This is a genomic window from Pseudomonas sp. LBUM1644, from assembly GCF_059716195.1.
Window position 1 is genome coordinate 3,668,732 of sequence record NZ_CP166812.1, and the last position, 23,290, is coordinate 3,692,021.

At 61.6% G+C, this 23,290-nt stretch carries 17 protein-coding genes and 2 riboswitches; of the genes, 8 read left to right on the forward strand and 9 right to left on the reverse strand.

Annotation, left to right across the window (positions count from 1 at the left end):
- A complete protein-coding gene (locus ACA052_RS16540) occupies positions 1–870 on the forward strand; it encodes a DUF4434 family protein (protein WP_497650341.1) in 870 nt (289 codons plus the stop codon).
- A gap of 84 nt (positions 871–954) precedes the next feature.
- Here ACA052_RS16540 and ACA052_RS16545 read toward each other — a convergent pair whose 3' ends face one another.
- Complete coding sequence (locus tag ACA052_RS16545; RefSeq protein WP_497645829.1) at positions 955–1,824, reverse strand: LysR family transcriptional regulator; 870 nt, start codon at positions 1,822–1,824, stop codon at positions 955–957.
- A 165-nt stretch (positions 1,825–1,989) separates the two neighbouring features.
- Here ACA052_RS16545 and ACA052_RS16550 point away from each other — a divergent pair, with 165 nt between their 5' ends.
- The gene (locus tag ACA052_RS16550; protein WP_497645830.1) at positions 1,990–3,531 is read left to right on the forward strand and encodes an MFS transporter; all 1,542 of its coding nucleotides are present in this window, start codon (positions 1,990–1,992) and stop codon (positions 3,529–3,531) included.
- On the opposite strand, the gene ACA052_RS16555 is transcribed toward ACA052_RS16550, so the two are convergent.
- Positions 3,515–3,925: a MerR family transcriptional regulator gene (locus tag ACA052_RS16555; protein WP_497645831.1), complete on the reverse strand. Its 411-nt coding sequence runs from the start codon at positions 3,923–3,925 to the stop codon at positions 3,515–3,517. The two genes, ACA052_RS16550 and ACA052_RS16555, sit on opposite strands and share 17 nt — an antisense overlap.
- A gap of 77 nt (positions 3,926–4,002) precedes the next feature.
- Between ACA052_RS16555 and ACA052_RS16560 the strand changes: the two genes are divergently transcribed.
- Entirely contained in the window at positions 4,003–5,226 is a 1,224-nt protein-coding gene (locus tag ACA052_RS16560) for an NADH:flavin oxidoreductase/NADH oxidase family protein (protein WP_497645832.1), read from the forward strand.
- An 87-nt stretch (positions 5,227–5,313) separates the two neighbouring features.
- Here the strand turns inward: ACA052_RS16560 and ACA052_RS16565 are convergent, their stop codons facing one another.
- The 4 genes from ACA052_RS16565 to cobW all read right to left on the reverse strand — a co-directional run bounded on the left by ACA052_RS16565 (position 5,314) and on the right by cobW (position 12,059).
- Positions 5,314–5,916 carry a vWA domain-containing protein gene (locus ACA052_RS16565; protein WP_497650342.1) on the reverse strand — a complete coding sequence of 201 codons (603 nt, stop codon included), beginning with the start codon at positions 5,914–5,916 and terminating at the stop codon, positions 5,314–5,316.
- Between the two features lie 53 nt (positions 5,917–5,969).
- A complete protein-coding gene (locus ACA052_RS16570; protein WP_497645833.1) occupies positions 5,970–6,968 on the reverse strand; it encodes a magnesium chelatase ATPase subunit I in 999 nt (332 codons plus the stop codon).
- A 153-nt stretch (positions 6,969–7,121) separates the two neighbouring features.
- Positions 7,122–10,988, reverse strand: a complete 3,867-nt coding sequence (cobN, locus tag ACA052_RS16575; RefSeq protein WP_497645834.1) for a cobaltochelatase subunit CobN — start codon at positions 10,986–10,988, stop codon at positions 7,122–7,124.
- A gap of 3 nt (positions 10,989–10,991) precedes the next feature.
- Complete coding sequence (gene cobW / locus ACA052_RS16580) at positions 10,992–12,059, reverse strand: cobalamin biosynthesis protein CobW (RefSeq protein ID WP_497645835.1); 1,068 nt, start codon at positions 12,057–12,059, stop codon at positions 10,992–10,994.
- A gap of 97 nt (positions 12,060–12,156) precedes the next feature.
- Positions 12,157–12,369: riboswitch (cobalamin riboswitch) on the reverse strand.
- 199 nt (positions 12,370–12,568) lie between these two features.
- Positions 12,569–12,796, forward strand: a riboswitch (cobalamin riboswitch).
- A 120-nt stretch (positions 12,797–12,916) separates the two neighbouring features.
- On the opposite strand from cobW, the gene ACA052_RS16585 reads away from it, so the two are divergent.
- The 4 genes from ACA052_RS16585 to cobM all read left to right on the forward strand — a co-directional run bounded on the left by ACA052_RS16585 (position 12,917) and on the right by cobM (position 15,064).
- Positions 12,917–13,108: a CbtB domain-containing protein gene (locus ACA052_RS16585; RefSeq protein ID WP_497645836.1), complete on the forward strand. Its 192-nt coding sequence runs from the start codon at positions 12,917–12,919 to the stop codon at positions 13,106–13,108.
- A gap of 11 nt (positions 13,109–13,119) precedes the next feature.
- On the forward strand, positions 13,120–13,824 hold the full coding sequence (locus ACA052_RS16590; RefSeq protein WP_497645837.1) for a CbtA family protein: 705 nt from the start codon (positions 13,120–13,122) through the stop codon (positions 13,822–13,824).
- A complete protein-coding gene (locus tag ACA052_RS16595) occupies positions 13,821–14,234 on the forward strand; it encodes a cobalamin biosynthesis protein (protein ID WP_497645838.1) in 414 nt (137 codons plus the stop codon). Before ACA052_RS16590 ends, ACA052_RS16595 begins: the two co-directional genes overlap by 4 nt.
- A gap of 83 nt (positions 14,235–14,317) precedes the next feature.
- On the forward strand, positions 14,318–15,064 hold the full coding sequence (cobM, locus tag ACA052_RS16600; RefSeq protein WP_497645839.1) for a precorrin-4 C(11)-methyltransferase: 747 nt from the start codon (positions 14,318–14,320) through the stop codon (positions 15,062–15,064).
- Between the two features lie 149 nt (positions 15,065–15,213).
- Here cobM and nfuA read toward each other — a convergent pair whose 3' ends face one another.
- From nfuA to ACA052_RS16615, 3 genes are all read right to left on the reverse strand, one after another.
- Positions 15,214–15,798, reverse strand: coding sequence for a Fe-S biogenesis protein NfuA (gene nfuA, locus ACA052_RS16605; RefSeq protein WP_007898222.1), 585 nt, complete (start codon positions 15,796–15,798; stop codon positions 15,214–15,216).
- Positions 15,799–15,855: 57 nt separating this feature from the next.
- Positions 15,856–16,890, reverse strand: coding sequence for an acyltransferase family protein (locus ACA052_RS16610; protein WP_497645840.1), 1,035 nt, complete (start codon positions 16,888–16,890; stop codon positions 15,856–15,858).
- A 182-nt stretch (positions 16,891–17,072) separates the two neighbouring features.
- The gene (locus ACA052_RS16615) at positions 17,073–19,370 is read right to left on the reverse strand and encodes a fatty acid cis/trans isomerase (protein WP_497645841.1); all 2,298 of its coding nucleotides are present in this window, start codon (positions 19,368–19,370) and stop codon (positions 17,073–17,075) included.
- A gap of 155 nt (positions 19,371–19,525) precedes the next feature.
- Between ACA052_RS16615 and metH the strand changes: the two genes are divergently transcribed.
- On the forward strand, positions 19,526–23,236 hold the full coding sequence (gene metH, locus ACA052_RS16620; protein WP_497645842.1) for a methionine synthase: 3,711 nt from the start codon (positions 19,526–19,528) through the stop codon (positions 23,234–23,236).
- Positions 23,237–23,290: the final 54 nt, after the last annotated feature.

Genomic DNA, 23,290 nt, shown 5'->3' on the forward strand with positions numbered 1-23,290 from the left:
ATGCGATTTCTGTGGGTGGTGTGCCTGTTACTTGGCAGTCTGTTGGCGCGGGCCGATGAGCGGATCTTCTACCAACCGCTGAACGTCGACGCCAGCCTTAGCCAGGCGCAATGGCAGAAGATCTGGCAGGACACGGCCAGGCAAGGCGTGCACACACTGATTGTGCAATGGACGGCGTACGGCGATTCGGACTTCGGTGGTCCCACGGGGTGGCTCGCCAGCAGCTTGAAACTGGCCCATGAGCAAGGACTGAACCTGGTGGTGGGCCTGGCCATGGACCCGGCCTATTACCAGCGCGTCAATGAACTGGACAGCGCCGGACTGGCGATGTACTGGCAAGCGCAACTCGGACAATCGCTGGCGCAACAACAGCGGCTGCGCCAGGACTGGAAACTTCCGGTCATCGGCTGGTACCTGCCGCCGGAGCTGGATGACGTGCACTTTCTGGCCCCCGATCGCCGGCAAACCCTGCTGCGCCAGCTCAAGGACTTCGCCGAAAAACTCGATGCGCCGTTGCATGTCAGCGCGTTCAGCGCTGGCAAGCTCGCACCCCAGGTGAATGCGCAGTGGCTGGGGGAATTGGCGGCGAACCAAGTTCACATCTGGTGGCAGGACGGCGCGGGCACCGGGCGCTTGCCTGCGCTGGTACGCGCCGGCTACGCCAGCGCACTGCCTTGCTCGGTCGGCATCGTGCGTGAAGCGTTCCGTCAGGTCAGTGCTGACGGTCAACCGTTCCGTGCGGAGCCGGCCACGCCGGACGCGTCCCCGGCGGGTTGCCATCCGACGGCGGTGTTTTCGCTGCGTTATCGGCCTTGGGGGAAGGTGATTCTTGATAACCAGCTCAAGGGCAAGGTTGGCGATGTCAAATAAGATCAAAAGATCGCAGCCTTCGGCAGCTCCTACAGAGGTACGTATTCCCCTGTAGGAGCTGCCGAAGGCTGCGATCTTTTGAATCTACCCCAACTGTTTGACCTGCTCGATATACCTCACCACCGCCCGGGATTTCTCGAAGCGCCGATGAATCAACGACAGCCAGGAGCTCGCTTCACACCCCTTGATTGGCCGATACACCACGCCGGGTAATCCGACATGCCCGACCACCGATGCCGGCACCACCGCCACGCCCTGCCCCAATGACACCAAGGCAATCACCGCCACCAGCCCGCCTGGTTGCGCACCCAGTTTCGGTGAGAACCCGCCCTCGGCGGCGACTTGCAATGTGCCGTTGATTTGCTCCGGCAAGATAAACGTCTCGTTTTGCAGATGCTCCGGACTGATCTGCGTAAAACGACACAACCCGGATTCGCTGGACAGCGCCAGCACAAAGCCTTCCGCAGCCAGGCGAATCGCCTCCAGGCCTTCGGGCAAGGTCATGGGTGAGCGGACATAACCAATGTCGAATCGCCCTTCGACCACCATCGCCGGCAATGACACCATGGGGCTTTCCCGAACGTTCAGGCTGACGTCCGGACATTCGCGGCTGAAGGCCTGCACCTGTTTTTGCAGCAAACCCGAGTACACCGCCGACGCCACGTAACCCAGTTCGATATGCCCAATATCCCCACGCCCTGCCCGCTGGGCATTGTGCTGGGCGTATTCAAATTGCCGCACCGTCGCCTCGGCTTCGATCACCAGTGCGGCGCCGGCTTCGGTCAGGCTGACTTCACGTGTCTGGCGCACGAACAGTCGCGTGCCGAGTTCGTTCTCCATGTCCTGGATCTGTCGGGTCAAGGTCGGCGGAGCGATACCGAGTTGCTCAGCGGCGCGGGTGAAGTTGCCTTGCCGGGCAACGGCCAGAAAGTAGCGGAAATGCCGTATGTCCATGGGTGCATTAGCTCAAAGGTAATGAAGTCCCGATGCCTGGCTAACAAAGCCCGCAAGAGGTCGCGATAAGCTCGCTCTGCAATCACAGTAGAGAGCCCACACTATGCACGTCAAACCCCTTGTCACCGCCACCACCCACGACCTTGCCCAACAGGTAACCACGCCATGAACCAGGTCAGTCCACGCTTGACCCTGCTCACCGCGTCGGCGGTGTGTTCGCTGATCGTGCTCGATACCAATATCGTCGCCGTGACCTTGCCCAGCATTGCCCGGGATCTTGGGGCGAACTTTGCTGACATCGAATGGGTGGTGAGCGCCTACATGCTGGCGTTCGCCGCGCTGTTACTCCCGGCCGGCAGCATCGCCGACCGCTTCGGCCGCCAGAAAACCCTGCTGTGCGGTCTCGGTCTTTTTATTCTCGCGTCCGTGGGTTGCGGTGCGGCGCCCAACGCGCTGTTCCTCGACATCGCCCGGGCGCTCAAGGGCGTTGGCGCGGCGCTGCTGCTGACGTCGGCCCTGGCCTCCATCGGTCACACTTTTCACGACGAAGTAGAACGGGCCAAGGCCTGGGCCTTCTGGGGCGCTTGCATGGGCGTGGCGATGACCGCCGCGCCGACGGTGGGCGGGCTGATTACCGAATACATTGGCTGGCGCTGGATTTTTTACCTCAACGTGCCGGTGGGCCTGTTCCTGATGGCGATGGTCTGGCGCGCCGTGCCCGACTCTCGCGACACCCAATCGGCACGCCTCGACCCCTGGGGTAGCCTGGCGTTCAGTGCGAGCCTGCTGTGCCTGATCTGGGGCCTGATCGAGGCCAACCGGGTCGGCTGGAACCATCCGCTGACCTACACCCGACTCATCGGCGGCGCCCTGCTGCTGGGGCTGTTCGTGGTGATTGAGCGGATGCAACAGCGGCCGATGGTCGACCTGAGTTTATTCAAACACCCGCGATTCATCGGCGCGCTCTTAGGGATGTTTGCCTACGCCGGATGCGCCCAGGTGATGATGACCCTGCTGCCGTTTTACTTACAGAACGGCTTGGGGTTTTCGGCCATCGCCTCGGGCCTGGGCATGTTGCCGTTTGCCCTGACCATGCTGATTGGCCCGCGCATCGGCGCTCGCCTGACGGGGCGGTATACGCCGTCGACGCTGATGGCCACGGGGTTGACGCTGGTCGGCTGCGGTAACCTGCTCAGTGCCTGGGCCGTCAGCAGCGGCGGCTATTGGCCCTTCGCCTTGGCGATTGCCGTGACCGGCGCCGGTGCCGGGCTGCTCAATGGCGACACGCAAAAGAACATCATGGCCTGCGTGCCACGGGAGCGCACCGGCATGGCGTCCGGCATGAGCACCACCATGCGTTTCAGCGCGATCGTGCTGGCCATCGGCGTGTTCGGTGCGTTGCTCGCCAGCCACACCGAACTGTTGTTGCGCAGCAGTCTGTCGGCACAGGGCGCGCAATGGCTTGGCCAAACCCAGGGCATCGCCTCGCGGGTGGTGGCCGGGGACATGGCGGCGGCGATGAGCCTGTTACCCGACAGCGCTCGCTCGATGGTCGAGCCGTTGGCGCGGCAAGCCTTTGTCGGCGGGTTCAGCCTGTTGCTGTGGGTCGCCGGTTTACTGGCATTGCTAGGAGCGCTGGTGGTCGGCACGCTGATGCGCCATCCGATTCCCGCCCCATCAGCTACCGCCATCAGCGCGAATGCTTGAATGACGCCAACACCCGCTCGGCATTCGCATCGCAGCCCATACCGTCGGGCCGCGCCTGAATGTCGTCGATCACTGATAGCAGCTTCGCCTTGCTCTGCGCCAGGTGCAGCTGCATTTCTTCGATCTGATCGACTTTGCGCCTCAGTCCCGCCACCAGTTCGGCATGCTTGAACTCGCCGGTGGCGGTGTCCGGCAACAGCTGCCTCAACTCTTCCAGGCTGAATCCAGCTTGCTGGGCACAGGCGATGAGATTCAGCGTTTGCAGCACTTGGTCGGGATAATGCCGGTAGCCATTCGCCCGGCGCTCCACTTTCTGAATCAGTCCCTGCGCCTCGTAGAACCGGATACGCGACGCGTTCAACCCGCTCAACTGCGCCAATTCACCAATCTTCATCACGACCTCATTTGCCTGCTTGACATTAAAGTTAACTTTAAGCTTAGCCTCTGCTCTTCACTGATGAGGAGTCAAGCATGTCGCCCTTCCAAGCGTTGAATTTGCCCAACGGCCAGACCATCGGCAATCGCATCGCCAAAGCCGCGATGGAAGAGAACCTTGCTGACACCGCGCAGGCACCGGCCGATGCGTTGTTCCAGCTGTATCAGGCGTGGGCCGACGGCGAGGCCGGCCTGCTGCTGACCGGTAACGTGATGATCGACCGCCGCGCCATGACCGGGCCCGCGGGCGTAGTGCTGGAAGACGATCGCCACCTTGATCGCTTCCGCCAATGGGCAACGATTGGCCGCTCCGGCGGGGCGCAGTTCTGGGTGCAGCTTAACCATCCCGGCCGCCAGACCATGGCCAACCTCGGTCAGCAGGCGTTGGCGCCTTCGGCGGTGGCCCTGGATCTGGGCGGGTTTTCGAAGCTGTTTGCCGAGCCCAAGCCCATGAGCGAGCGCGATATCGAAGAGGTCATTCAACGCTTCGCCACCAGCGCCGCGCTGGCGGAAAAAGCCGGGTTCACTGGCGTACAGATTCATGCCGCACACGGTTACCTGATCAGCCAGTTTCTCTCGCCGCTGACCAATCGCCGTACTGATCACTGGGGTGGGTCCGTGGAAAATCGCGCGCGCCTGCTACTGGCGGTGGTCAGCGCCGTGCGTCAATCAGTGTCGCCGCAGTTTTGCGTCGCGGTGAAGCTCAATTCCGCAGACTTTCAGCGCGGCGGCTTCGATGCCGATGATGCGCGGCAAGTGATTGAGTGGCTCAACGATCAGCCGCTGGACCTGCTGGAACTCTCCGGCGGCAGTTACGAAGCACCGGCCATGCAAGGCGAGGCACGGGATGGCCGGACGCTGGCGCGCGAGGCGTATTTCCTGGAGATGGCCGGCGAACTGGCCAGTGTGGCGCGCATGCCGGTGATGGTGACCGGCGGGATTCGACGCCTGGCGATCGTCGAACAGGTGCTGGACAGCGGCATCGCCATGGCCGGGATCGGCACCGCGCTGGCGCTCGAACCGCAGTTGGTCAAACACTGGCGCGAAGGCCGCAACAGTCATCCGCAATTGCCGCCGATCCGCTGGAAACGCAAGCCGCTGGCCGCACTGGCGAGCATGGCGGTGGTGAAGTTCCAGCTCCATCGCCTGAGCCGCGGGCGTCAGACTCGGCCAGGGGTTTCGGCGCTGCTGGCGTTGATTCTGGATCAGGTGTACATCGCTCGGCGGACTCGACAATACCGACAGGCGATGGGCAAGTAAGATCAAAAGATCGCAGCCTTCGGCAGCTCCTACAGGAGTACGCATGCTTCTGTAGGAGCTGCCGAAGGCTGCGATCTTTTCGATGCACTACATATCATCGATATGCCGATAATCGGCTTGTAGTTCTAATGCCAACTGCTTCGCACGTCCCAACCGGATCGGCCCACGCTCGATGTCGATCAACAGCCCCGGGCAGTCGAACGCGGGCAACATCGCCCAGTCCTTCAAACGGCCATCGGTAACCAACAACAGTCGCTGCTTTTCCGCTGGAAAGCGCTTCTGCCGAGCCCCCAACCAGCGCCCTGCCTCGCCCAGCGCCGCCAGTAACGGCGTGCCGCCGCCCGCGCCCAATCCATCGAGCCAGTCGCGCAAACCGGCGGACGCTTTCAACCCTTGCACCTGCCATTTCGGCGTGTGGCCGCTGGCCGTGAGCAAGGCCAGGCGTGCGCGCTGGCGGTAGGCGTCGTCGAACAATTGGGCCAGCAAACCCTTGGCATCGCTTAATGCTTGATGGCGCCGCGTCGAGGCCGAGGCGTCAACGATTACCAGCCACAGTTCATGGGGCGAGCGGGTGCGCAGGTGAAACAACACATCCTCGCGCTGACGCGGGCGGCCGTTAAGCAAGGTACCGGGCCAATTGACCGAGCCGCTACGCGCGGCGTGACGCTTGCCCTGCTTGCCGTTATCCAGCCGTCCGGCACGGGGCCTGGCATCCGCCCCCGCGTCAGATCGAGGGCGAATGCCTAGGGCTTTTTTGGCCAGCTCGGCACTTCACGTCGGGCGCCGACCGGCAGCGTCTGGGCCGGCATTTCGCCCCATTGGCCCTGACCTTCGCTGGGGCTGGCGGTTTGATTGGAGGGCGCCTGGTTCTGTTGCGGTGCAGGTGGCGATTGCTCGCGGCGACGATGACGCAAGGCGAACTCGGCCACCGCGTCGATATCCTCAAGGCTGATCGCGCTCGCCCCTCGCCACGCGGCGTGGGCACGGGCCGCCCGCAACCAGACCAGATCGGCACGCAGGCCGTCGACGCCGGCAGCAAAACAGCGCTCGGTGATCTGTGCCAGTGCGCTGTCGTCGAGCGGGATGTTCGCCAGCGCGCTGCGTGCGTGCTCGCAACGCTCACGCAGCGATTGCTGCTGGTTTTCCCAGTGGGCGCAGAAGGCTTGGGGATCGCTGTCGAAATCGAGGCGACGGCGGATGATCTGGCCACGTTCGGCTGGCGCGGTGTGACCGCTGAGAGCGACGTTCAAGCCAAAACGGTCAAGCAGCTGCGGACGCAATTCACCCTCTTCAGGGTTCATGGTGCCAATCAGCACGAACTTCGCCGAATGGCGGTGGGATATGCCGTCGCGCTCAATCAGGTTGGTGCCGCTGGCGGCTACATCGAGCAGCAGGTCTACGAGGTGATCCGGCAGCAGATTGACTTCGTCGACGTAAAGCACGCCGCCGTCAGCCTTGGCCAATACGCCGGGGGAGAATTGCGCACGCCCTTCGCTCAGGGCCGCGTCAAGGTCGAGGGTGCCGACCAGGCGCTCTTCGGTGGCACCGAGCGGCAAGGTGACGAATTGACCGCTGGCGAGCAGGTCCGCGAGACCTCGAGCCAAGGTCGATTTGGCCATGCCGCGCGGGCCTTCGATCAGTACGCCGCCGATCTTCGGGTCGATGGCGGTGAGGCACAGGGCGAGCTTGAGATCGTCGGCGCCGACCACGGCGGAGAGCGGGAAATGGGGGGTGTCGGTCATTATTAATTCTCGGTCATGGTCGGTGATCTATCAGCTGCAACTCCTCCCCTGTGGGAGCGGGCTTGCTCGCGAATGCGGTGGGTCATGCAATATTGATGTTGCCTGACACGCCGCCTTCGCGAGCAAGCCCGCTCCCACAGGATTCGCGGTGCACTAGCTGTCTTCTTCTATATCGAGCAACAAATTCTCCAGCGCCTCGCGATACTCGCCCGGCTCCTTCCACATCCCCCGTTGCTGCGCTTCGAGCATGCGCTCGGTCATGTCGCGCAACGCATGAGGGTTATGCTCCCGGACAAAATCCCGGGTCGCCGGGTCCAGCAGATACGCATCCGCAAGCAACGCATACTGGTGATCATCGATCAGTTGCGTCGTGGCGTCGAAGGCGAACACATTATCGACCGTCGCCGCCAGTTCAAACGCGCCTTTATAGCCGTGACGCTTCACGCCATCGATCCACTTAGGGTTAGCCGCTCGGGAACGAATCACCCGGTTCAGCTCTTCCTTCAGGGTTCGAATCCTTGGCAGGTCCGGCTGGCTGTGGTCGCCATGGTAACTGGCTGCCGCTTCGCCGCTGAGGCTTTCCACGGCAGCGAGCATGCCGCCCTGGAACTGGTAATAGTCGTTTGAGTCGAGCAAGTCATGCTCGCGATTGTCCTGGTTTTGCAGGACCGCTTGCACCTGGCTCAAGCGCTGGGCGAACTGTTCGCGGGCGGCGGTGCCTTCGTCGGAGCCGCCGTAAGCGTAGCCGCCCCAGTTCAGGTAAACCTCGGCCAGGTCGTCGCGGCTTTGCCACAGACGACCGTCGATGGCGCCCTGCACACCCGCGCCGTACGCACCGGGTTTGGCCCCGAAAATGCGCCAGCCGGCCTGGCGTCTCGCCGCCTCTTCATCCAATCCCGATTGCATCAGCGCTTCACGCTCGGCGCGGACTTTGGCGGCCAACGGGTTCAAATTATCCGGTTCATCCAGCGCGGCAACCGCTTGCACCGCCGCATCGAACAGACGGATCAGGTTGGCAAACGCATCGCGGAAGAACCCGGACACGCGCAAGGTCACGTCCACCCGCGGTCGGTCGAGCAGGCTCAGCGGTAGGATTTCAAAGTCATCGACTCGTTGACTGCCCGTCGCCCAGACCGGACGCACGCCCATCAGCGCCATGGCTTGCGCGATGTCATCGCCGCCGGTGCGCATGGTCGCGGTGCCCCAGACTGACAGGCCAAGCTGAAGCAGGTGATCGCCGTGGTCCTGCAAATGTCGTTCGAGAATCAGGTTGGCCGACTGGAAGCCTATGCGCCACGCGGTGGTGGTCGGCAGGTTGCGCACGTCCACCGAATAGAAGTTGCGCCCGGTGGGCAGCACGTCCAGGCGACCGCGACTTGGCGCACCGCTGGGGCCGGCGGGGACAAAACGACCGCTGAGGGCGTCGAGCAGGCCGCGCATTTCCGCAGGGCCGCAGGCGTCCAGGCGTGGCGCGACGACTTCGCGCAGGTTGTCGATGATGGCGCCTACTTCGGACCAACCTGCCCCCTGTGGGAGCGGGCTTGCTCGCGAAAGCGGTATGTCAGACAAATCAACGTCGACTGACACTCCGCTTTCGCGAGCAAGCCCGCTCCCACAGGGTCCGTGCGTGGCTTGAGATTGATCCAGTGTCTGCGAGATCAATTGTGCGGCGAACAACTCGAGGCGTTCGCGGGTGTCACCGGCGGTGCGCCAGACTTCATCAGCGACGCGCTGCAATTCAGCTGGACGAGGTCCGGCCCATGGCTCGGCCAACGCACAATCCAGCGGATCGAAGCCCAATTCGAACGCCTTGGCCAACGCCCGCAGCAAACTCGATTGCGCCCCACGCCCGTCGCCACGGGGAATCCGCAGCAGCGCCAGCAAGGTATCGATACGCAAGCGCCCGGTCGGCGATTCGCCGAAAATGTGCAGGCCATCGCGGATCTGCGATTCCTTCAAATCGCACAAGTACGTGTCCAGGCGCGGCAGCCAGATCGCCGCATCGGCGTCGCTGTCCAGTTTCTCGTCGAGTTGCAGTTCACGGTCGATGTGCGTATCGCGCACCAGTTGCAGGATGTCGCGCTGCAACTCGCGGGCGCGGCGAGGATCGAGCAGTTGCGCTTCGTAATATTCGTCGGCCAACAGCTCAAGGTTGCGCAGCGGCCCGTAGGTTTCGGCGCGGGTCAGCGGCGGCATCAAATGATCGATGATCACTGCCTGGGTGCGGCGCTTGGCCTGGGCACCCTCGCCCGGGTCGTTGACGATGAAGGGGTAAATATTCGGCAGCGGCCCGAGCAGCGCGTCCGGCCAGCAATTTTCCGAGAGCCCGACGCCTTTGCCCGGCAGCCATTCGAGGTTGCCGTGCTTGCCGACGTGAATCACGCCGTGGGCGCCGTAGGTGTTGCGCAGCCAGAAGTAGAACGCCAGATAGGCGTGTGGCGGCACCAGGTCCGGGTCGTGATAGACCGCGCTCGGATCAACCTGATAACCGCGGGCCGGTTGAATGCCGACGAAGGTCAGGCCAAAACGCAGACCGGCGATCATCATCCGGCCGCCACGAAACATCGGATCGCTTTCAGGTGCCCCCCAGCGATCCATTACGGCTTGACGGTTGGCTTCGGGTAAGGCGTTGAACATCAGCAAATAGTCGTCCATCGCCAGACTTTGCTGACATGGACGCTGGTCGAGGGTGTCGAGATCGTTGCTGACACCACCAAGCAATTGCTGGATCAACGCGGTCCCGCTGTCCGGTAACTCGGCCGGCAGCGGATAACCTTCTTTATGAAGTGCACGCAGGATATTCAGCGCAGCGGCCGGGGTGTCGAGGCCAACTCCATTACCAATGCGACCGTCGCGAGTCGGGTAGTTGGCGAGGATCAACGCGATGCGTTTTTCAGCATTCGGCACTCGCGCCAGATCAATCCAGCGCCGCGCCAGTTCAGCGACAAAATCCATGCGTTCCGGTTGCGGCCGATAACACACGACGTCGGACTGGCTGCGCTCGCTGCGCCACGCCAGATCCTTGAAGCTGATCGGTCGGCTGATGATCCGCCCGTCGAGTTCCGGCAGCGCAATGTGCATCGCCAGGTCGCGCGGGCCGAGGCCTTGTTCGCTGGCACGCCAGCCGGGCTCGTTGTCCTGCGCGCAGATCGCCTGGATCACCGGAATGTTGCGTCGGAACGGCCGCAAGTGCGGCGCTTCGGGGCTGGATTGGGCGAAGCCGGTGGTGTTGAGAATCACGCCGGCTTCGGTTTCATCCAGCAGGTCCTCGACCACCGTCAGGCAGCCGGGCTCTTTCAAACTGGCCACCGCGATCGGCAGCGGGTTCAATCCCGCCGCCTGCAAACGCTGGCAAAAAACATCGATGAAAGCAGTGTTCGCCGCCTGCAAATGCGAGCGATAAAACAGCACCGCCGCCACCGGTTGACCGGCCTGCCAGTCGGCTTGCCAATCGCTCAGTTCAGCGGGGCTTTTGTGCGGGTGGTAGATCGCGGTGCGCGGCAGGGTTTGCGGCTCGGCCCAGGCGTAGTCGCGATCCAGCCAACGATTGGCCAGGCAACGGAAGAAATCCAGAGCATTGCGCATACCGCCCTGACGCAGAAACTGCCAGAGCCGATCCCGGTCTTCAGCGACCACGGTGCTCAAGTCGCTGAGCTCCGGGTCCGGGCGATCATCGCCGGGTACCAGAATCAGCTGCACGCCCCGCTGGGACAGCTCAACCAGCCGCTCGACGCCGTAACGCCAATAGGCGATGCCACCGTGCAGCGAGATCAGGATCACCTTGGCGTGGCGCAGCACTTCGTCGACATACAGATCGACCGAGGCATGGTTCTGCACCTGCATCGGGTTGGCCAGGCGCACGCTCGGGTAATCGTCGGGCAGTTGCTGCGCGGCTTCGGCGAGCAGCGCGAGGCTGGAATCGCCGCTGCACAGAATCACCAGCTCGGCGGGGGTTTGTCCCAGGTCGGCGATGTTGTCATCCGACACGAAACCGCCGGGCTGGGTCCTGAGCAGGTGCATGGGTTAAACGCTGAGCGCAGCGCGCAATTGCGCTTCGAGTTGAGCGGCGTCCAGCTCCTGGCCGATCAACACCAGCCGTGTGGTGCGCGCTTCATCGGCGCCCCACTGACGGTCGAAGTGCTTGTCGAAACGCGTGCCCACACCCTGGATCAGCAAACGCATCGGTTTGTTCGGGATCGCGGCGAAGCCTTTGACCCGCAGGATGCCGTGCTTGACCACCAGTTGGGTCAGCGCGTCCATCAGCAGGCTTTCGTCGGCTTGCGGCAGCTCGATGGAAATGGAGTCGAAGGCATCGTGATCATGGTCGTCATGATCGTCGCCATCGTGGTGATGGTCGTGGTGGCTGTGACGGCTGTCGATGTGTTCTTCGGAACCGGCGCCGAGGCCGATCAGCACGTCCAGTGGCACCCGACCGCTGCTGGCTTCGATAACCTTCACGGCTGGCGGCAGTTCTTCGGCGACTTCCAGGCGAACACGGGCCAGGTCTTCAGGGCTGATCAGGTCGGCCTTGTTGAGGATCACCAGGTCGGCGCTGGCCAATTGGTCGGCGAACAGTTCGTGCAGTGGCGATTCGTGGTCCAGGTTCGGGTCGAGTTTGCGCTGGGCATCGACCTGATCCGGGAACGCGGCAAACGTGCCAGCCGCCACGGCCGGGCTGTCGACCACGGTGATCACCGCGTCAACGGTGCAGGCACTGCGGATTTCCGGCCACTGGAAGGCCTGGACCAGAGGCTTTGGCAGCGCCAGGCCCGAGGTCTCGATGAGGATGTGGTCGAGGTCACCGCGCCGGGCCACCAGCTCGCGCATCACCGGGAAGAATTCTTCCTGGACGGTGCAGCACAGGCAGCCGTTGGCCAGTTCGTAGACGCGGCCGTTGGCTTCTTCTTCAGTGCAGCCGATGGAGCATTGCTTGAGGATTTCACCGTCGATGCCCAGCTCGCCGAACTCGTTGACGATCACCGCAATGCGGCGGCCCTGTGCGTTGTCGAGCATGTGCCGCAGCAAGGTGGTTTTGCCCGAGCCGAGGAAGCCGGTAACGATGGTGACGGGGAGTTTGGCCAGTGTTTTCATCGGATGCCCTTTGGCAAGGTGGCGGGCAAACGGGACGACGACCGCAGCGATTGAACGCGCGGAAGATTTCGCCACCGGATCACCCCGCCCGGTTGTAGTGAGAATTCGTTTCGAGGCAGGTCTCCTGGCTGACGGTGTGCCTGTCGCTAGACTGGCGTTTGCTGCGCCTTCCCGCGGGCTTCAGGGCTGAAGCGTGCAGTGGCGTGGCAGCGAACATCACCGTTCACAGTTGCGGGGGCAGCCGCGGCATCGACCGCGTTCCCTTCTTAGCTTCGGCAATCGCCGAAGAACCTCGAAAGCGCAAGGCTACGCATGGTGTGAGGGCGGGTCAATCGTGACCTGCCGCTACTCCTGTAGGAGCTGCCGAAGGCTGCGATCTTTTGATCTTGTTTTTAAAAAACAAAGTCAAAAGATCGCAGCCTTCGGCAGCTCCTACAGGGGACCAGTCGGGGTTCCGGCATGCAGTTGAGAACCCTTGCCAATTGACGCCCAACCCCCGCCCATGCTCTCCTACGCATCTTGTTACGGGTGCCCTTCACAGGGTGAAACGGGAAACCGGTGAATCATGTGCTTTACTCAAAGCCATGTCAGTCCGGTGCTGCCCCCGCAACGGTAAGCGAGCGAAGAATCAAATCCACTGTGACAGCAGTTCGGCATGGGAAGGTGATTCTTGCAGGTTTCGGCTGACGCCAAAGCCCCTCGTGAGCCCGGAGACCGGCCCGCAACACAAAGTGACGATTACGTTCACTGAATAACAAACCCGCGGTGGGCGGGCGCTGTTTGAATCTCTGCGTGCCCGATTCGCAGGGGTCCTCCATGCGCTCTATTCACCCGCTGACAGACCAGAGGGAAGCGCCATGTCGATCATCAGCAGCACCGACCACAGCACCGCCAGCACCACCACGACCCTGACTCAACGTCTGACCGCCGCCGTGTGTGCGTCAATCCTTGGCGCGTGCCTGGTGTATTTCGCCGGTTTCTCGCACATCGAAGCCGTGCACAACGCCGCGCACGATACCCGACACAGCTCCGCGTTCCCGTGCCATTGAGACCTGCTGACATGATCAAGCGTATTGCGCAAACCGCAGGTTTCACCGGGCTGCTGGCCGCCCTGTTGCTGACCCTGCTGCAAAGTTTCTGGGTGGCGCCGCTGATTCTTCAGGCGGAAACCTACGAGAAGGCCGCACCGGCCGTTGAAGTTCACGAACACGCCGACGCTGCCTTGGCCGGGCACACCCACGATGCCGAAGCCTGGGAGCCGGAAGACGGCTGGCAGCGCGTGCTGTCGACCACTGGCGGTAACCTGGTGGTCGCTGTCGGCTTCGCTTTGATGCTCGCCGGTCTCTACACCTTGCGTGCTCCGACCAAAACTTCTCAGGGCCTGCTCTGGGGCCTGGCCGGTTACGCGACCTTCGTGTTGGCGCCGACGCTGGGCCTGCCACCGGAACTGCCGGGCACGGTCGCAGCCGATCTGGCGCAACGGCAGATCTGGTGGATCGGCACTGCCGCCTCCACGGCTGTCGGTATCGCACTGATCGTGTTCAGCCGTCACTGGCTGATGAAAGTGCTGGGTGCCGCCATCCTGGTGGTTCCACACGTGATCGGCGCGCCACAACCGGAAGTGCACTCGATGCTCGCGCCGGAAGCCCTGGAAGCCCAGTTCAAAATCGCTTCGCAGCTGACCAACATGGGATTCTGGCTGGCCCTGGGCCTGATCAGCGCCTGGTTGTTCCGCCGCAAAAGCGATGGCCAATACCACGCATGACGGATGCCAGCACAGCGCCGACCTTAGTGGTCGGCCTGGGCTGCCAGCGCGGCTGCCCCGTCAGCACGCTGCGCGCGCTACTCGAGCAGGCGTTACAGGCGCATCAAATCGAACTTCACCAGATCAAGGCGCTGGCCAGCATCGACCTGAAGCGTGATGAACCTGGCCTGCTCGAACTCGCTGCACAACTCGAGCTGCCCTTGATGTACTTCAGCAGCGCGCAATTGACCGACTATGAACCGCGACTCAGCCACCGTTCGGACATCGCTTTCGAGCGCACCGGTTGCTACGGCGTTGCAGAAAGTGCCGCCCTCGCCCTCGTGGAACAACTGACACAGGCACCGGCGAAATTGCTCATTTCGCGGCAAAAATATGCCCAGGCGACCCTGGCATTGGCCTGCGCTGCGTAAAATCCCCGATAATCACCACCTTCGATCATGAGCAATCTTCATCTGAAGCCTGCCCAGGCCCTTTTTTCTCACAGGAACCGACGATGACCGTCTACTTCATTGGCGCAGGTCCGGGCGACCCGGAGTTGATCACCGTCAAAGGCCAACGGCTGATTCGCAGCTGCCCGGTGATCATCTATGCCGGCTCTCTGGTGCCCACTGCCGTGCTCGACGGTCATTGCGCCGAACAGGTGGTCAACAGCGCCGAATTGCATCTGGAACAAATCATCGAGCTGATCAAGACGGCCCACGGGAACGGACAGGACGTGGCACGGGTGCACTCCGGTGATCCGAGTCTTTATGGGGCCATTGGCGAGCAGATTCGTTATTTACGTAAACTCGATATTCCGTTTGAAATCATTCCCGGTGTGACAGCGACGGCGGCGTGTGCCGCGCTGTTGGGGGCGGAACTGACCTTGCCGGACGTGTCTCAGAGCGTGATTCTGACTCGCTATGCCGACAAGACTGCGATGCCGGCCGGTGAAGAGTTGGGGAGCCTGGCGCAGCATGGGGCAACCATGGCGATTCATCTCGGGGTGAATCATCTGCAGAAAATATTGGCTGAATTGCTGCCGCATTACGGCGCGGATTGTCCGATTGCGGTGATCCACCGTGCGACCTGGCCGGATCAGGATTGGGTGGCGGGAACGCTGGCGGATATCGCCGGGAAGGTCGAAGCCAAGGGGTTTCGGCGTACGGCGTTGATTTTGGTGGGTCGGGTGTTGGGGAGCGATCAGTTCAGCGATTCATCGTTGTACCGTGCGGGGCATGCGCATTTGTATCGCCCCTAAGATCAAAAGATCGCAGCCTTCGGCAGCTCCTACATGGGGATGCGCTCTCCTGTAGGAGCTGCCGAAGGCTGCGATCTTTTAAAGCTTCACCCATAAAAAAACGGCGCTCACGGGGCGCCGTTTTTTCGTTTCTGCAGCGAACACCTTACTTAGTAGTAGGCGTTTTCTTTCTGCGTGTGGTCGGTCACGTCACGAACACCCTTGAGCTCGGGAATACGCTCGAGCAAGGTGCGCTCGATGCCTTCACGCAAGGTGACGTCCGCCTGGCCGCAGCCCTGGCAACCGCCGCCGAACTTCAGCACGGCGATACCGTCTTCGACCACATCGATCAGGCTGACCTGACCGCCGTGGCTCGCGAGCCCCGGGTTGATCTCGGTTTGCAGGTAGTAGTTGATGCGCTCGTTGACCGGGCTGTCGGCGTTGACCATCGGGACTTTGGCGTTTGGCGCCTTGATGGTCAACTGACCGCCCATGCGGTCGGTGGCGTAGTCAACGACTGCGTCATCGAGAAAGGCTTCGCTGAACGAATCGATGTAGGCAGTGAAGCTTTTCAGCCCCAATGCCGTGTCTTCAGGTTTTTCTTCGCCCGGCTTGCAGTAAGCAATGCAGGTTTCGGCGTACTGGGTGCCAGGCTGGGTGATAAAGACGCGGATGCCAATGCCTGGGGTGTTCTGCTTGGAGAGCAGATCAGCCAGATAATCGTGGGCGGCGTCGGTGATGGTAATAGCGGTCATGGAAACTCCTCGCAGGCTTGGGCGCAGTTTACGCCAATCATCGCGCCGCACAAAGTCCTAGTATTTTTGTCGGGAAAGAGCCGGCGCCGGTTGAGCGGCCGTTTCGCCGTCAATCCAGCCTTTAAGCCACCGATAGCTGCGCTTTTCCACCCATTCGTAACTTGCCCAGGACGCCAGACCGATAGTCGCCGCGCAAACCGCGAACATGACGTAGGGATTCAAGCCGTAGCGTTGTGCGACGAATCCACCGGTCGACAGCACCAACACATGCATCAGGTACACCGAGTAGGAACAATTGCCGAGCAGTTCAAACACCCGGTTGTTCACGAAATGGCGCTCCAATGCGATGCACGCCATGACCAGGACGGCGCTCGGCAAGCCCCAGGCCAGCAATCGTGGTGCCGGCGGCAGCAGGTAAATCGCCATCAGCGCGCCGCCGATCCCCAGCAACGGCAGCCATAACCCCGGTTTGATCCAGCCTCGGCGGTAGACCATGCCGATGGTGATCCCCAGCAGGAACTCATAGACGATATTCGAGCGATAAAACTCGCTGACCCAGCCATAACCCGTCCAGGCCTGGCACACCGCGAACAGCAGCGCCGCGACGATCAGCAGCCTGACTTGCAGGCGGAACAGCAACGCCCAGGCAAACAGCAGGTAGAACAGCATTTCGTAGTTGAGGGTCCAGCCGACATTCAGCGTCGGATATATCCCGTAGCCCCCCGGGTTTTGCGTGGGAATAAACAGCAGCGATAGCAGGAAATGCGACCAATCGACGGTTTGATCCGGCAACACCGGCTGAGCGAACACCACCAGCAGCGCCATCAACACCGTGTACAGCCAGTAAGCGGGGACGATGCGGAACAGTCGATACAGCAGGAAACGCCCCGGTGGCAGTGATTTACCCTCGGTGGACAGGAAAATCACCAGTCCGCTGATTACGAAGAAGATGTCGACGCCCACCGCGCCCTTGTCGATGAACATCTGACCGATCGGGCCACGGGCCCGGAAGTCGAAGAAAATCTGCATGAAATGATGGCAAACCACCGCCCAGGCCGCGATGGCGCGCAGTGCCTGTACTGAGATCAACATGAGCAGACCTCCCGGTTGCAAACCCGCAAATCACCGCAGATCCCCTGTAGGAGCGAGCTTGCTCGCGATGGAGTATCAGCTAAGCAAGCGTCATCTGACACACCATCGCGAGCAAGCTCGCTCCTACATTGAGGGATTGGCGGCGCTTATAGGTCCGACACCAGCCCATCATCAAAGGTCGATCAAAGATTCTCGTACCGGTTCATGTCCAGCACGCCCTCTTCCATCGGGTCCGTCTCGTGCACGTATTGGCTCAGGTCATGGAAGTAAAACCAGAACTGCGGATGGCTGCGGCGGATGCCCCAACGTTCGACGATTTTATCGAAGCGGTTGGCGTCCTTGGCGTTTTCCATGGCGTCGACGAATGCCGGCACCTGATCGGCCGGAATGTTGAACATGAAGTTCGGATAGCTACTCAGCACGCCCGGAAAAAGGGTCAGGGTGTCGAGCCCCGGCTGATAGCGCAGCGATTCTCCGAGGATGAACGCGACGTTACTATGTGCGCGGTTGCGCAGCAGGCTGTAGATCTCGCGCTTGCCGCTCGCGGTTTCAATACGCAGCATCGTCGCTTCCGGTAGTTGATCAATCACCTTGAGCCCCGCTGCCGGACGCGAAACCAGGCGACTCAGGACTTGTTCGGCACTCTGCAAGTCCGGGTCGATGTTCGGCCGCGAGCAGTATGCGCCGTCGCAACGGTTGATCGGATCGGGCCTGGCGTCGAGGTCGCCGTAAAGGGCCAGCAGTTGCAGGGCGAAATCGCGCTTGGGGTCTTTTTCGTCGAGTTTCAGCGCCGTAGGCTTGTCGTCGTCGATGGCCTCGTAATCGAGCCACATCTTGAACTTGCCGCCGCTCTGGTACCAATCGTCGAGGTAACCGTCCCGGGAATCGGCCGGCATCAGGCGCAAGAAATTCTGCTCGGCACCGTTACGGATCAGATCGAAATACAGACGCGTCTGTGCCTGGTGAGAGACGTTGCCGAATACATCGAAGTTGACCGCCAACTGGTAATAGGTGCGTTCGAGCAGCGGAAAATCGAACAGCCACAGCGTTTGCGGCACGTCTCCGATCAGGCCTTTGTTCACCGAGGCACTGTCGAAATGCCGAAAAACGCTCAGCAACGCGTTGTCATTGCCGGCCCACAACGTTGACCAGCTCGGCGCCGGCGAATCGGCATAGCTGTCTCGGCGCAGCGCCTCGTACTCGTTGCGTTTGTCGCGATAGTCGTGCCACAGGCTCAGGACGCTGCCGACGTCGTCGTTCTGTCCCGGCATGGCCAGCAAGGGGGTGGCCTGGCCGCGATAGATCGGGTCGATGATGTAGAGGTCGTGTTCCGGTGCCTGGAACAGCGCCCAGAAGTTGTCACGGATCACGTCTGTGGCGATCTGGCCCCGGCAAACCGGGCCCCGAATAAACGTGCGCACGAAGTATTCGGCGTTATCGAGCATGAACTGGTAGCGCGCTTGAGCCGGAATGGCTTCAAACGTGGTGAACGGATTCGCCCGGCGCTCCGGCCCGTACCCTGGCAACGCGTTGACCTGCCAGTTGCCGTTATAGAAGAGGCTTTTGATCCGCGCCATTTTCGGCGCGCTGAGCGGATAGGTGATGTGAGTCTTCTGCACAATCACGCCCTGCACCGGCCACAAACGGTAATACACCTGAGTGCCCGGATCGTCGTTTGGCCGCCGGGTGTTGATCAGGTCAATCGGCTGGCCGGTCGGCGTGCGCGAACGCACCCACTGGAAGAAGTGCCCCGGCTCGCCGTCCTTGAAGTACAGATGGGCGAGGAACCAATGCTCGAACAACCAGCGCCCCACCAGGCTTTGCCGCGCGCCCGGCGAATTGAGCAGGTTTTCCCACTGCACCACCTGCAACGCTTCTTTTGCGGAAGGCAACAGGCCTTGCTCATCGATGGGCGCGCCAGACGCCAGCCAGCGCTGCAGCGTCTGGTATTGCTGCTCAGTCAGGCCGGTGACCGCCAGGGGCATGCCTTCCTTTGGATGCGCGCTGGCATAGCCATCGAATTCGGCCGGCATGGCGCACATGTTTTCCCGATTGAGGCCCAGGACAATGTCCTCCGGCAATTTGGCGTTGGGTGTGAGCGGCGTTTTGTGGCCCAACTCCAGCATCCGCGCCATCAAGGCCGCTTGGCTGCCCTGGTTATCGATGACCGGATAGAAACCCTTTTGCTGCCACGCGTGCTTGCCGAAGGCGTCGTAAAACAGCCGGGTCGGTGCAGCGGCAACACTGCGCTCGCCGTCGTAGACCGGAACTTTGGTCGCACCCCGCGCGGCCCCCTCGCCGCTGCCCAGATTGAGCTGACAGGCAGCGTCATTGCACGCATGGCAGGCCACGCACTTTTCAGTAAAGATCGGCTGGATGTCGCGGCTATAGGAAATGCCAGGGGAACTCGTCGGTCCTTGCGCAGCCGCACCGATGCTTAATAGCAGCAAAAAAATGCTGGTGATGAGGCGATACGACATGTCCCTGGTCCTGATCCTGGAAAAACGCAGCGATTCTACCGGTCCGACATCCGCGCCAACATGAACGATATTCATGCAAAACCAAGACATGCTCTAAAACCGCACAGGTTTGCTATGATCCCGGCCCTTCGTCATGGTCTTTTCGAGTAGTCCCAATGTCCGATCGCAGCATTCGCCTTCAAGCTCTCAAGCACGCCCTCAAAGAGCGCATCCTGATTCTCGATGGCGGCATGGGCACGATGATCCAGAGCTACAAGCTCGAGGAGCAGGATTACCGCGGCAAACGCTTCGCCGACTGGCCAAGCGATGTGAAAGGCAACAACGACCTGTTGGTGCTGACGCGCCCGGATGTCATTGGTGGCATCGAGAAAGCCTACCTGGATGCCGGCGCCGACATTCTGGAAACCAACACCTTCAACGCCACGCAGATTTCCCTCGCCGATTACGGCATGCAGGCCCTGGCGTACGAGTTAAACGTAGAAGGTGCGCGCCTGGCACGCAAGGTCGCGGACGCCAAGACCCTGGAAACCCCGGACAAACCGCGCTTCGTCGCCGGCGTGCTTGGCCCTACCAGCCGCACCTGTTCGCTGTCGCCAGACGTGAACAACCCTGGCTATCGCAACGTAACGTTCGATGAACTGGTGGAGAACTACACCGAATCCACCAAGGGCCTGATCGAAGGTGGCGCCGACCTGATCCTGATCGAAACCATTTTCGACACCCTGAACGCCAAAGCCGCGATCTTCGCCGTGCAAGGGGTGTTCGAAGAACTGGGCATCGAACTGCCGATCATGATCTCCGGAACCATTACTGACGCCTCCGGCCGCACATTGTCGGGCCAGACCACCGAAGCGTTCTGGAACTCCGTGGCCCACGCCAAGCCGATTTCGGTTGGCCTGAACTGCGCCCTCGGCGCCAGCGAACTGCGCCCTTACCTGGAAGAGCTGTCGAACAAGGCCGGCACCCACGTTTCGGCGCACCCGAACGCCGGCCTGCCGAACGAATTCGGTGAATACGATGAATTGCCGTCGGAAACCGCCAAGGTAATCGAAGAGTTCGCCCAAAGCGGCTTCCTAAACATCGTCGGCGGTTGCTGCGGCACCACGCCGGGCCACATCGAAGCCATCGCCAACGCCGTGGCCGGTTACGCGCCGCGCCAGATTCCGGAGATTCCAAAGGCGTGCCGCCTGTCGGGCCTGGAGCCGTTCACCATCGATCGCAGTTCGCTGTTCGTCAACGTCGGCGAGCGCACCAACATCACCGGTTCCGCCAAGTTTGCCCGCCTGATCCGTGAAGACAACTACACCGAAGCCCTGGAAGTCGCCCTGCAGCAGGTCGAAGCCGGCGCCCAGGTGATCGACATCAACATGGACGAAGGGATGCTCGATTCGAAGAAGGCCATGGTGACCTTCCTCAATCTGATTGCCGGTGAACCGGACATCTCCCGCGTGCCGATCATGATCGACTCCTCCAAGTGGGAAGTGATCGAAGCCGGCCTGAAGTGCATCCAGGGCAAGGGCATCGTCAACTCGATCAGCATGAAGGAAGGCGTCGAGCAGTTCATTCATCACGCCAAACTGTGCAAGCGCTACGGCGCAGCAGTCGTGGTGATGGCCTTCGACGAAGCCGGCCAGGCCGACACCGAAGCGCGCAAAAAAGAAATCTGCAAACGCTCCTACGACATTCTGGTCAACGAAGTCGGCTTCCCGCCGGAAGACATCATCTTCGACCCGAACATCTTCGCCGTGGCCACCGGCATCGAAGAACACAACAACTACGCAGTGGACTTCATCAACGCCTGCGCCTACATCCGCGACGAGCTGCCGTATGCGCTGACCTCGGGCGGCGTGTCCAACGTGTCGTTCTCGTTCCGGGGCAACAACCCGGTGCGTGAGGCGATTCACTCGGTGTTCCTGTTGTATGCGATCCGCAACGGCCTGACCATGGGCATCGTCAACGCCGGCCAGCTGGAGATCTACGACCAGATCCCGGCCGAACTGCGCGACGCGGTCGAAGACGTGGTGCTCAACCGTACCCCGGAAGGCACCGACGCCCTCCTCGCCATTGCCGACAAGTACAAGGGCGACGGCAGCGTCAAGGAAGCCGAGACCGAAGAGTGGCGCGGCTGGCCCGTCAACAAGCGTCTGGAGCATGCACTGGTCAAAGGCATCACCACGCACATCGTTGAAGACACCGAAGAATCGCGCCAGTCGTTCGCCCGGCCAATCGAAGTCATCGAAGGCCCGCTGATGTCCGGCATGAACATCGTCGGCGACCTGTTCGGCGCCGGCAAAATGTTCCTGCCGCAGGTGGTCAAATCCGCCCGCGTGATGAAGCAGGCCGTGGCTCACTTGATTCCGTTCATCGAGCTGGAAAAAGGCGACAAGCCGGAAGCCAAGGGCAAGATCCTGATGGCGACGGTAAAAGGTGACGTGCACGACATCGGCAAGAACATCGTCGGCGTGGTGTTGGGCTGTAACGGCTACGACATCGTCGACCTCGGCGTGATGGTACCGGCCGAGAAAATCCTGCAAGTGGCCAAGGAGCAGAAGTGCGACATCATCGGCCTCTCCGGCCTGATCACACCGTCGCTGGATGAAATGGTCCACGTGGCTCGCGAGATGCAGCGCCAGGACTTTCACCTGCCGTTGATGATCGGTGGCGCGACCACCTCCAAAGCGCACACGGCGGTGAAAATCGAGCCGAAGTACAGCAATGACGCAGTGATCTACGTCACCGACGCCTCCCGCGCCGTGGGCGTGGCGACGCAGTTGCTGTCCAAGGAATTGAAGCCGGCGTTCGTTGAGAAGACGCGCCTGGACTACATCGAAGTCCGCGAGCGTACTGCCAATCGCAGCGCGCGCACCGAGCGCCTGAGCTACCCGGCGGCCGTCGCCAAGAAACCGCAGTTTGACTGGAGCACCTACACGCCGGTCAAACCAACCTTCACCGGCGCCAAGGTGCTGGACAACATCGACCTGAAAGTGCTGGCCGAGTACATCGACTGGACACCGTTCTTCATCTCCTGGGACCTGGCTGGCAAGTTCCCGCGCATCCTGCAGGACGAAGTGGTCGGTGAAGCCGCCACCTCGCTGTACGCCGACGCCCAGGAAATGCTCGCCAAGTTGATCGACGAGAAATTGATCAGCGCCCGCGCCGTGTTTGGTTTCTGGCCGGCCAACCAGGTGCGTGACGACGACATCGAAGTCTACGGCGATGACGGCAAGCCGATTGCCAAGCTGCACCACTTGCGCCAGCAGACCATTAAGACCGACGGCAAGCCGAACTTCTCCCTGGCCGACTTCGTGGCACCGAAGGACAGCGAAGTGACCGACTACGTCGGCGGCTTCATCACCACCGCCGGGATCGGCGCCGAAGAAGTGGCCAAGGCTTATCAGGACGCCGGCGACGATTACAACTCGATCATGGTCAAGGCGCTGGCTGACCGTCTGGCCGAAGCGTGCGCCGAGTGGCTGCACCAGCAGGTGCGTAAAGACTACTGGGGTTACGCCAAGGACGAGACGCTCGATAACGAGGCGCTGATCAAGGAGCAATACACCGGCATCCGCCCTGCTCCCGGCTACCCGGCCTGCCCGGACCACACCGAGAAAGGCACGTTGTTCAAGTTGCTGGATCCAGAAGCGGAAGAACTCAAGGCGGGTCGCAGCGGCGTGTTCCTCACCGAACACTACGCGATGTTCCCGGCTGCGGCGGTCAGCGGCTGGTACTTCGCTCACCCGCAGGCGCAGTACTTTGCCGTGGGCAAGATAGACAAGGACCAGGTGCAGAGCTACACGTCGCGTAAAGGCCAGGAATTGAGCGTGACCGAACGGTGGATGGCGCCGAACCTGGGTTACGACAACTGATTGATGGGTGGCGGCGGGCTCTGGAGGCGCAACGGTGCCTCCAGAGCTTTACGC

Coding starts and splice junctions, on each gene's coding strand:
- ACA052_RS16540 (WP_497650341.1), top strand. CDS start 1: ATGCGATTTCTGTGGGTGGTGTGCCTGTTACTTGGCAGTCTGTTGGCG.
- cobM (WP_497645839.1), top strand. CDS start 14,318: ATGACCGTCTACTTCATTGGCGCAGGTCCGGGCGACCCGGAGTTGATC.
- nfuA (WP_007898222.1), bottom strand. CDS start 15,798: ATGACCGCTATTACCATCACCGACGCCGCCCACGATTATCTGGCTGAT.
- ACA052_RS16560 (WP_497645832.1), top strand. CDS start 4,003: ATGTCGCCCTTCCAAGCGTTGAATTTGCCCAACGGCCAGACCATCGGC.
- ACA052_RS16585 (WP_497645836.1), top strand. CDS start 12,917: ATGTCGATCATCAGCAGCACCGACCACAGCACCGCCAGCACCACCACG.
- ACA052_RS16590 (WP_497645837.1), top strand. CDS start 13,120: ATGATCAAGCGTATTGCGCAAACCGCAGGTTTCACCGGGCTGCTGGCC.
- ACA052_RS16595 (WP_497645838.1), top strand. CDS start 13,821: ATGACGGATGCCAGCACAGCGCCGACCTTAGTGGTCGGCCTGGGCTGC.
- ACA052_RS16570 (WP_497645833.1), bottom strand. CDS start 6,968: ATGACCGACACCCCCCATTTCCCGCTCTCCGCCGTGGTCGGCGCCGAC.
- ACA052_RS16610 (WP_497645840.1), bottom strand. CDS start 16,890: ATGTTGATCTCAGTACAGGCACTGCGCGCCATCGCGGCCTGGGCGGTG.
- ACA052_RS16615 (WP_497645841.1), bottom strand. CDS start 19,370: ATGTCGTATCGCCTCATCACCAGCATTTTTTTGCTGCTATTAAGCATC.
- metH (WP_497645842.1), top strand. CDS start 19,526: ATGTCCGATCGCAGCATTCGCCTTCAAGCTCTCAAGCACGCCCTCAAA.
- ACA052_RS16550 (WP_497645830.1), top strand. CDS start 1,990: ATGAACCAGGTCAGTCCACGCTTGACCCTGCTCACCGCGTCGGCGGTG.
- ACA052_RS16545 (WP_497645829.1), bottom strand. CDS start 1,824: ATGGACATACGGCATTTCCGCTACTTTCTGGCCGTTGCCCGGCAAGGC.
- cobN (WP_497645834.1), bottom strand. CDS start 10,988: ATGCACCTGCTCAGGACCCAGCCCGGCGGTTTCGTGTCGGATGACAAC.
- cobW (WP_497645835.1), bottom strand. CDS start 12,059: ATGAAAACACTGGCCAAACTCCCCGTCACCATCGTTACCGGCTTCCTC.
- ACA052_RS16555 (WP_497645831.1), bottom strand. CDS start 3,925: ATGAAGATTGGTGAATTGGCGCAGTTGAGCGGGTTGAACGCGTCGCGT.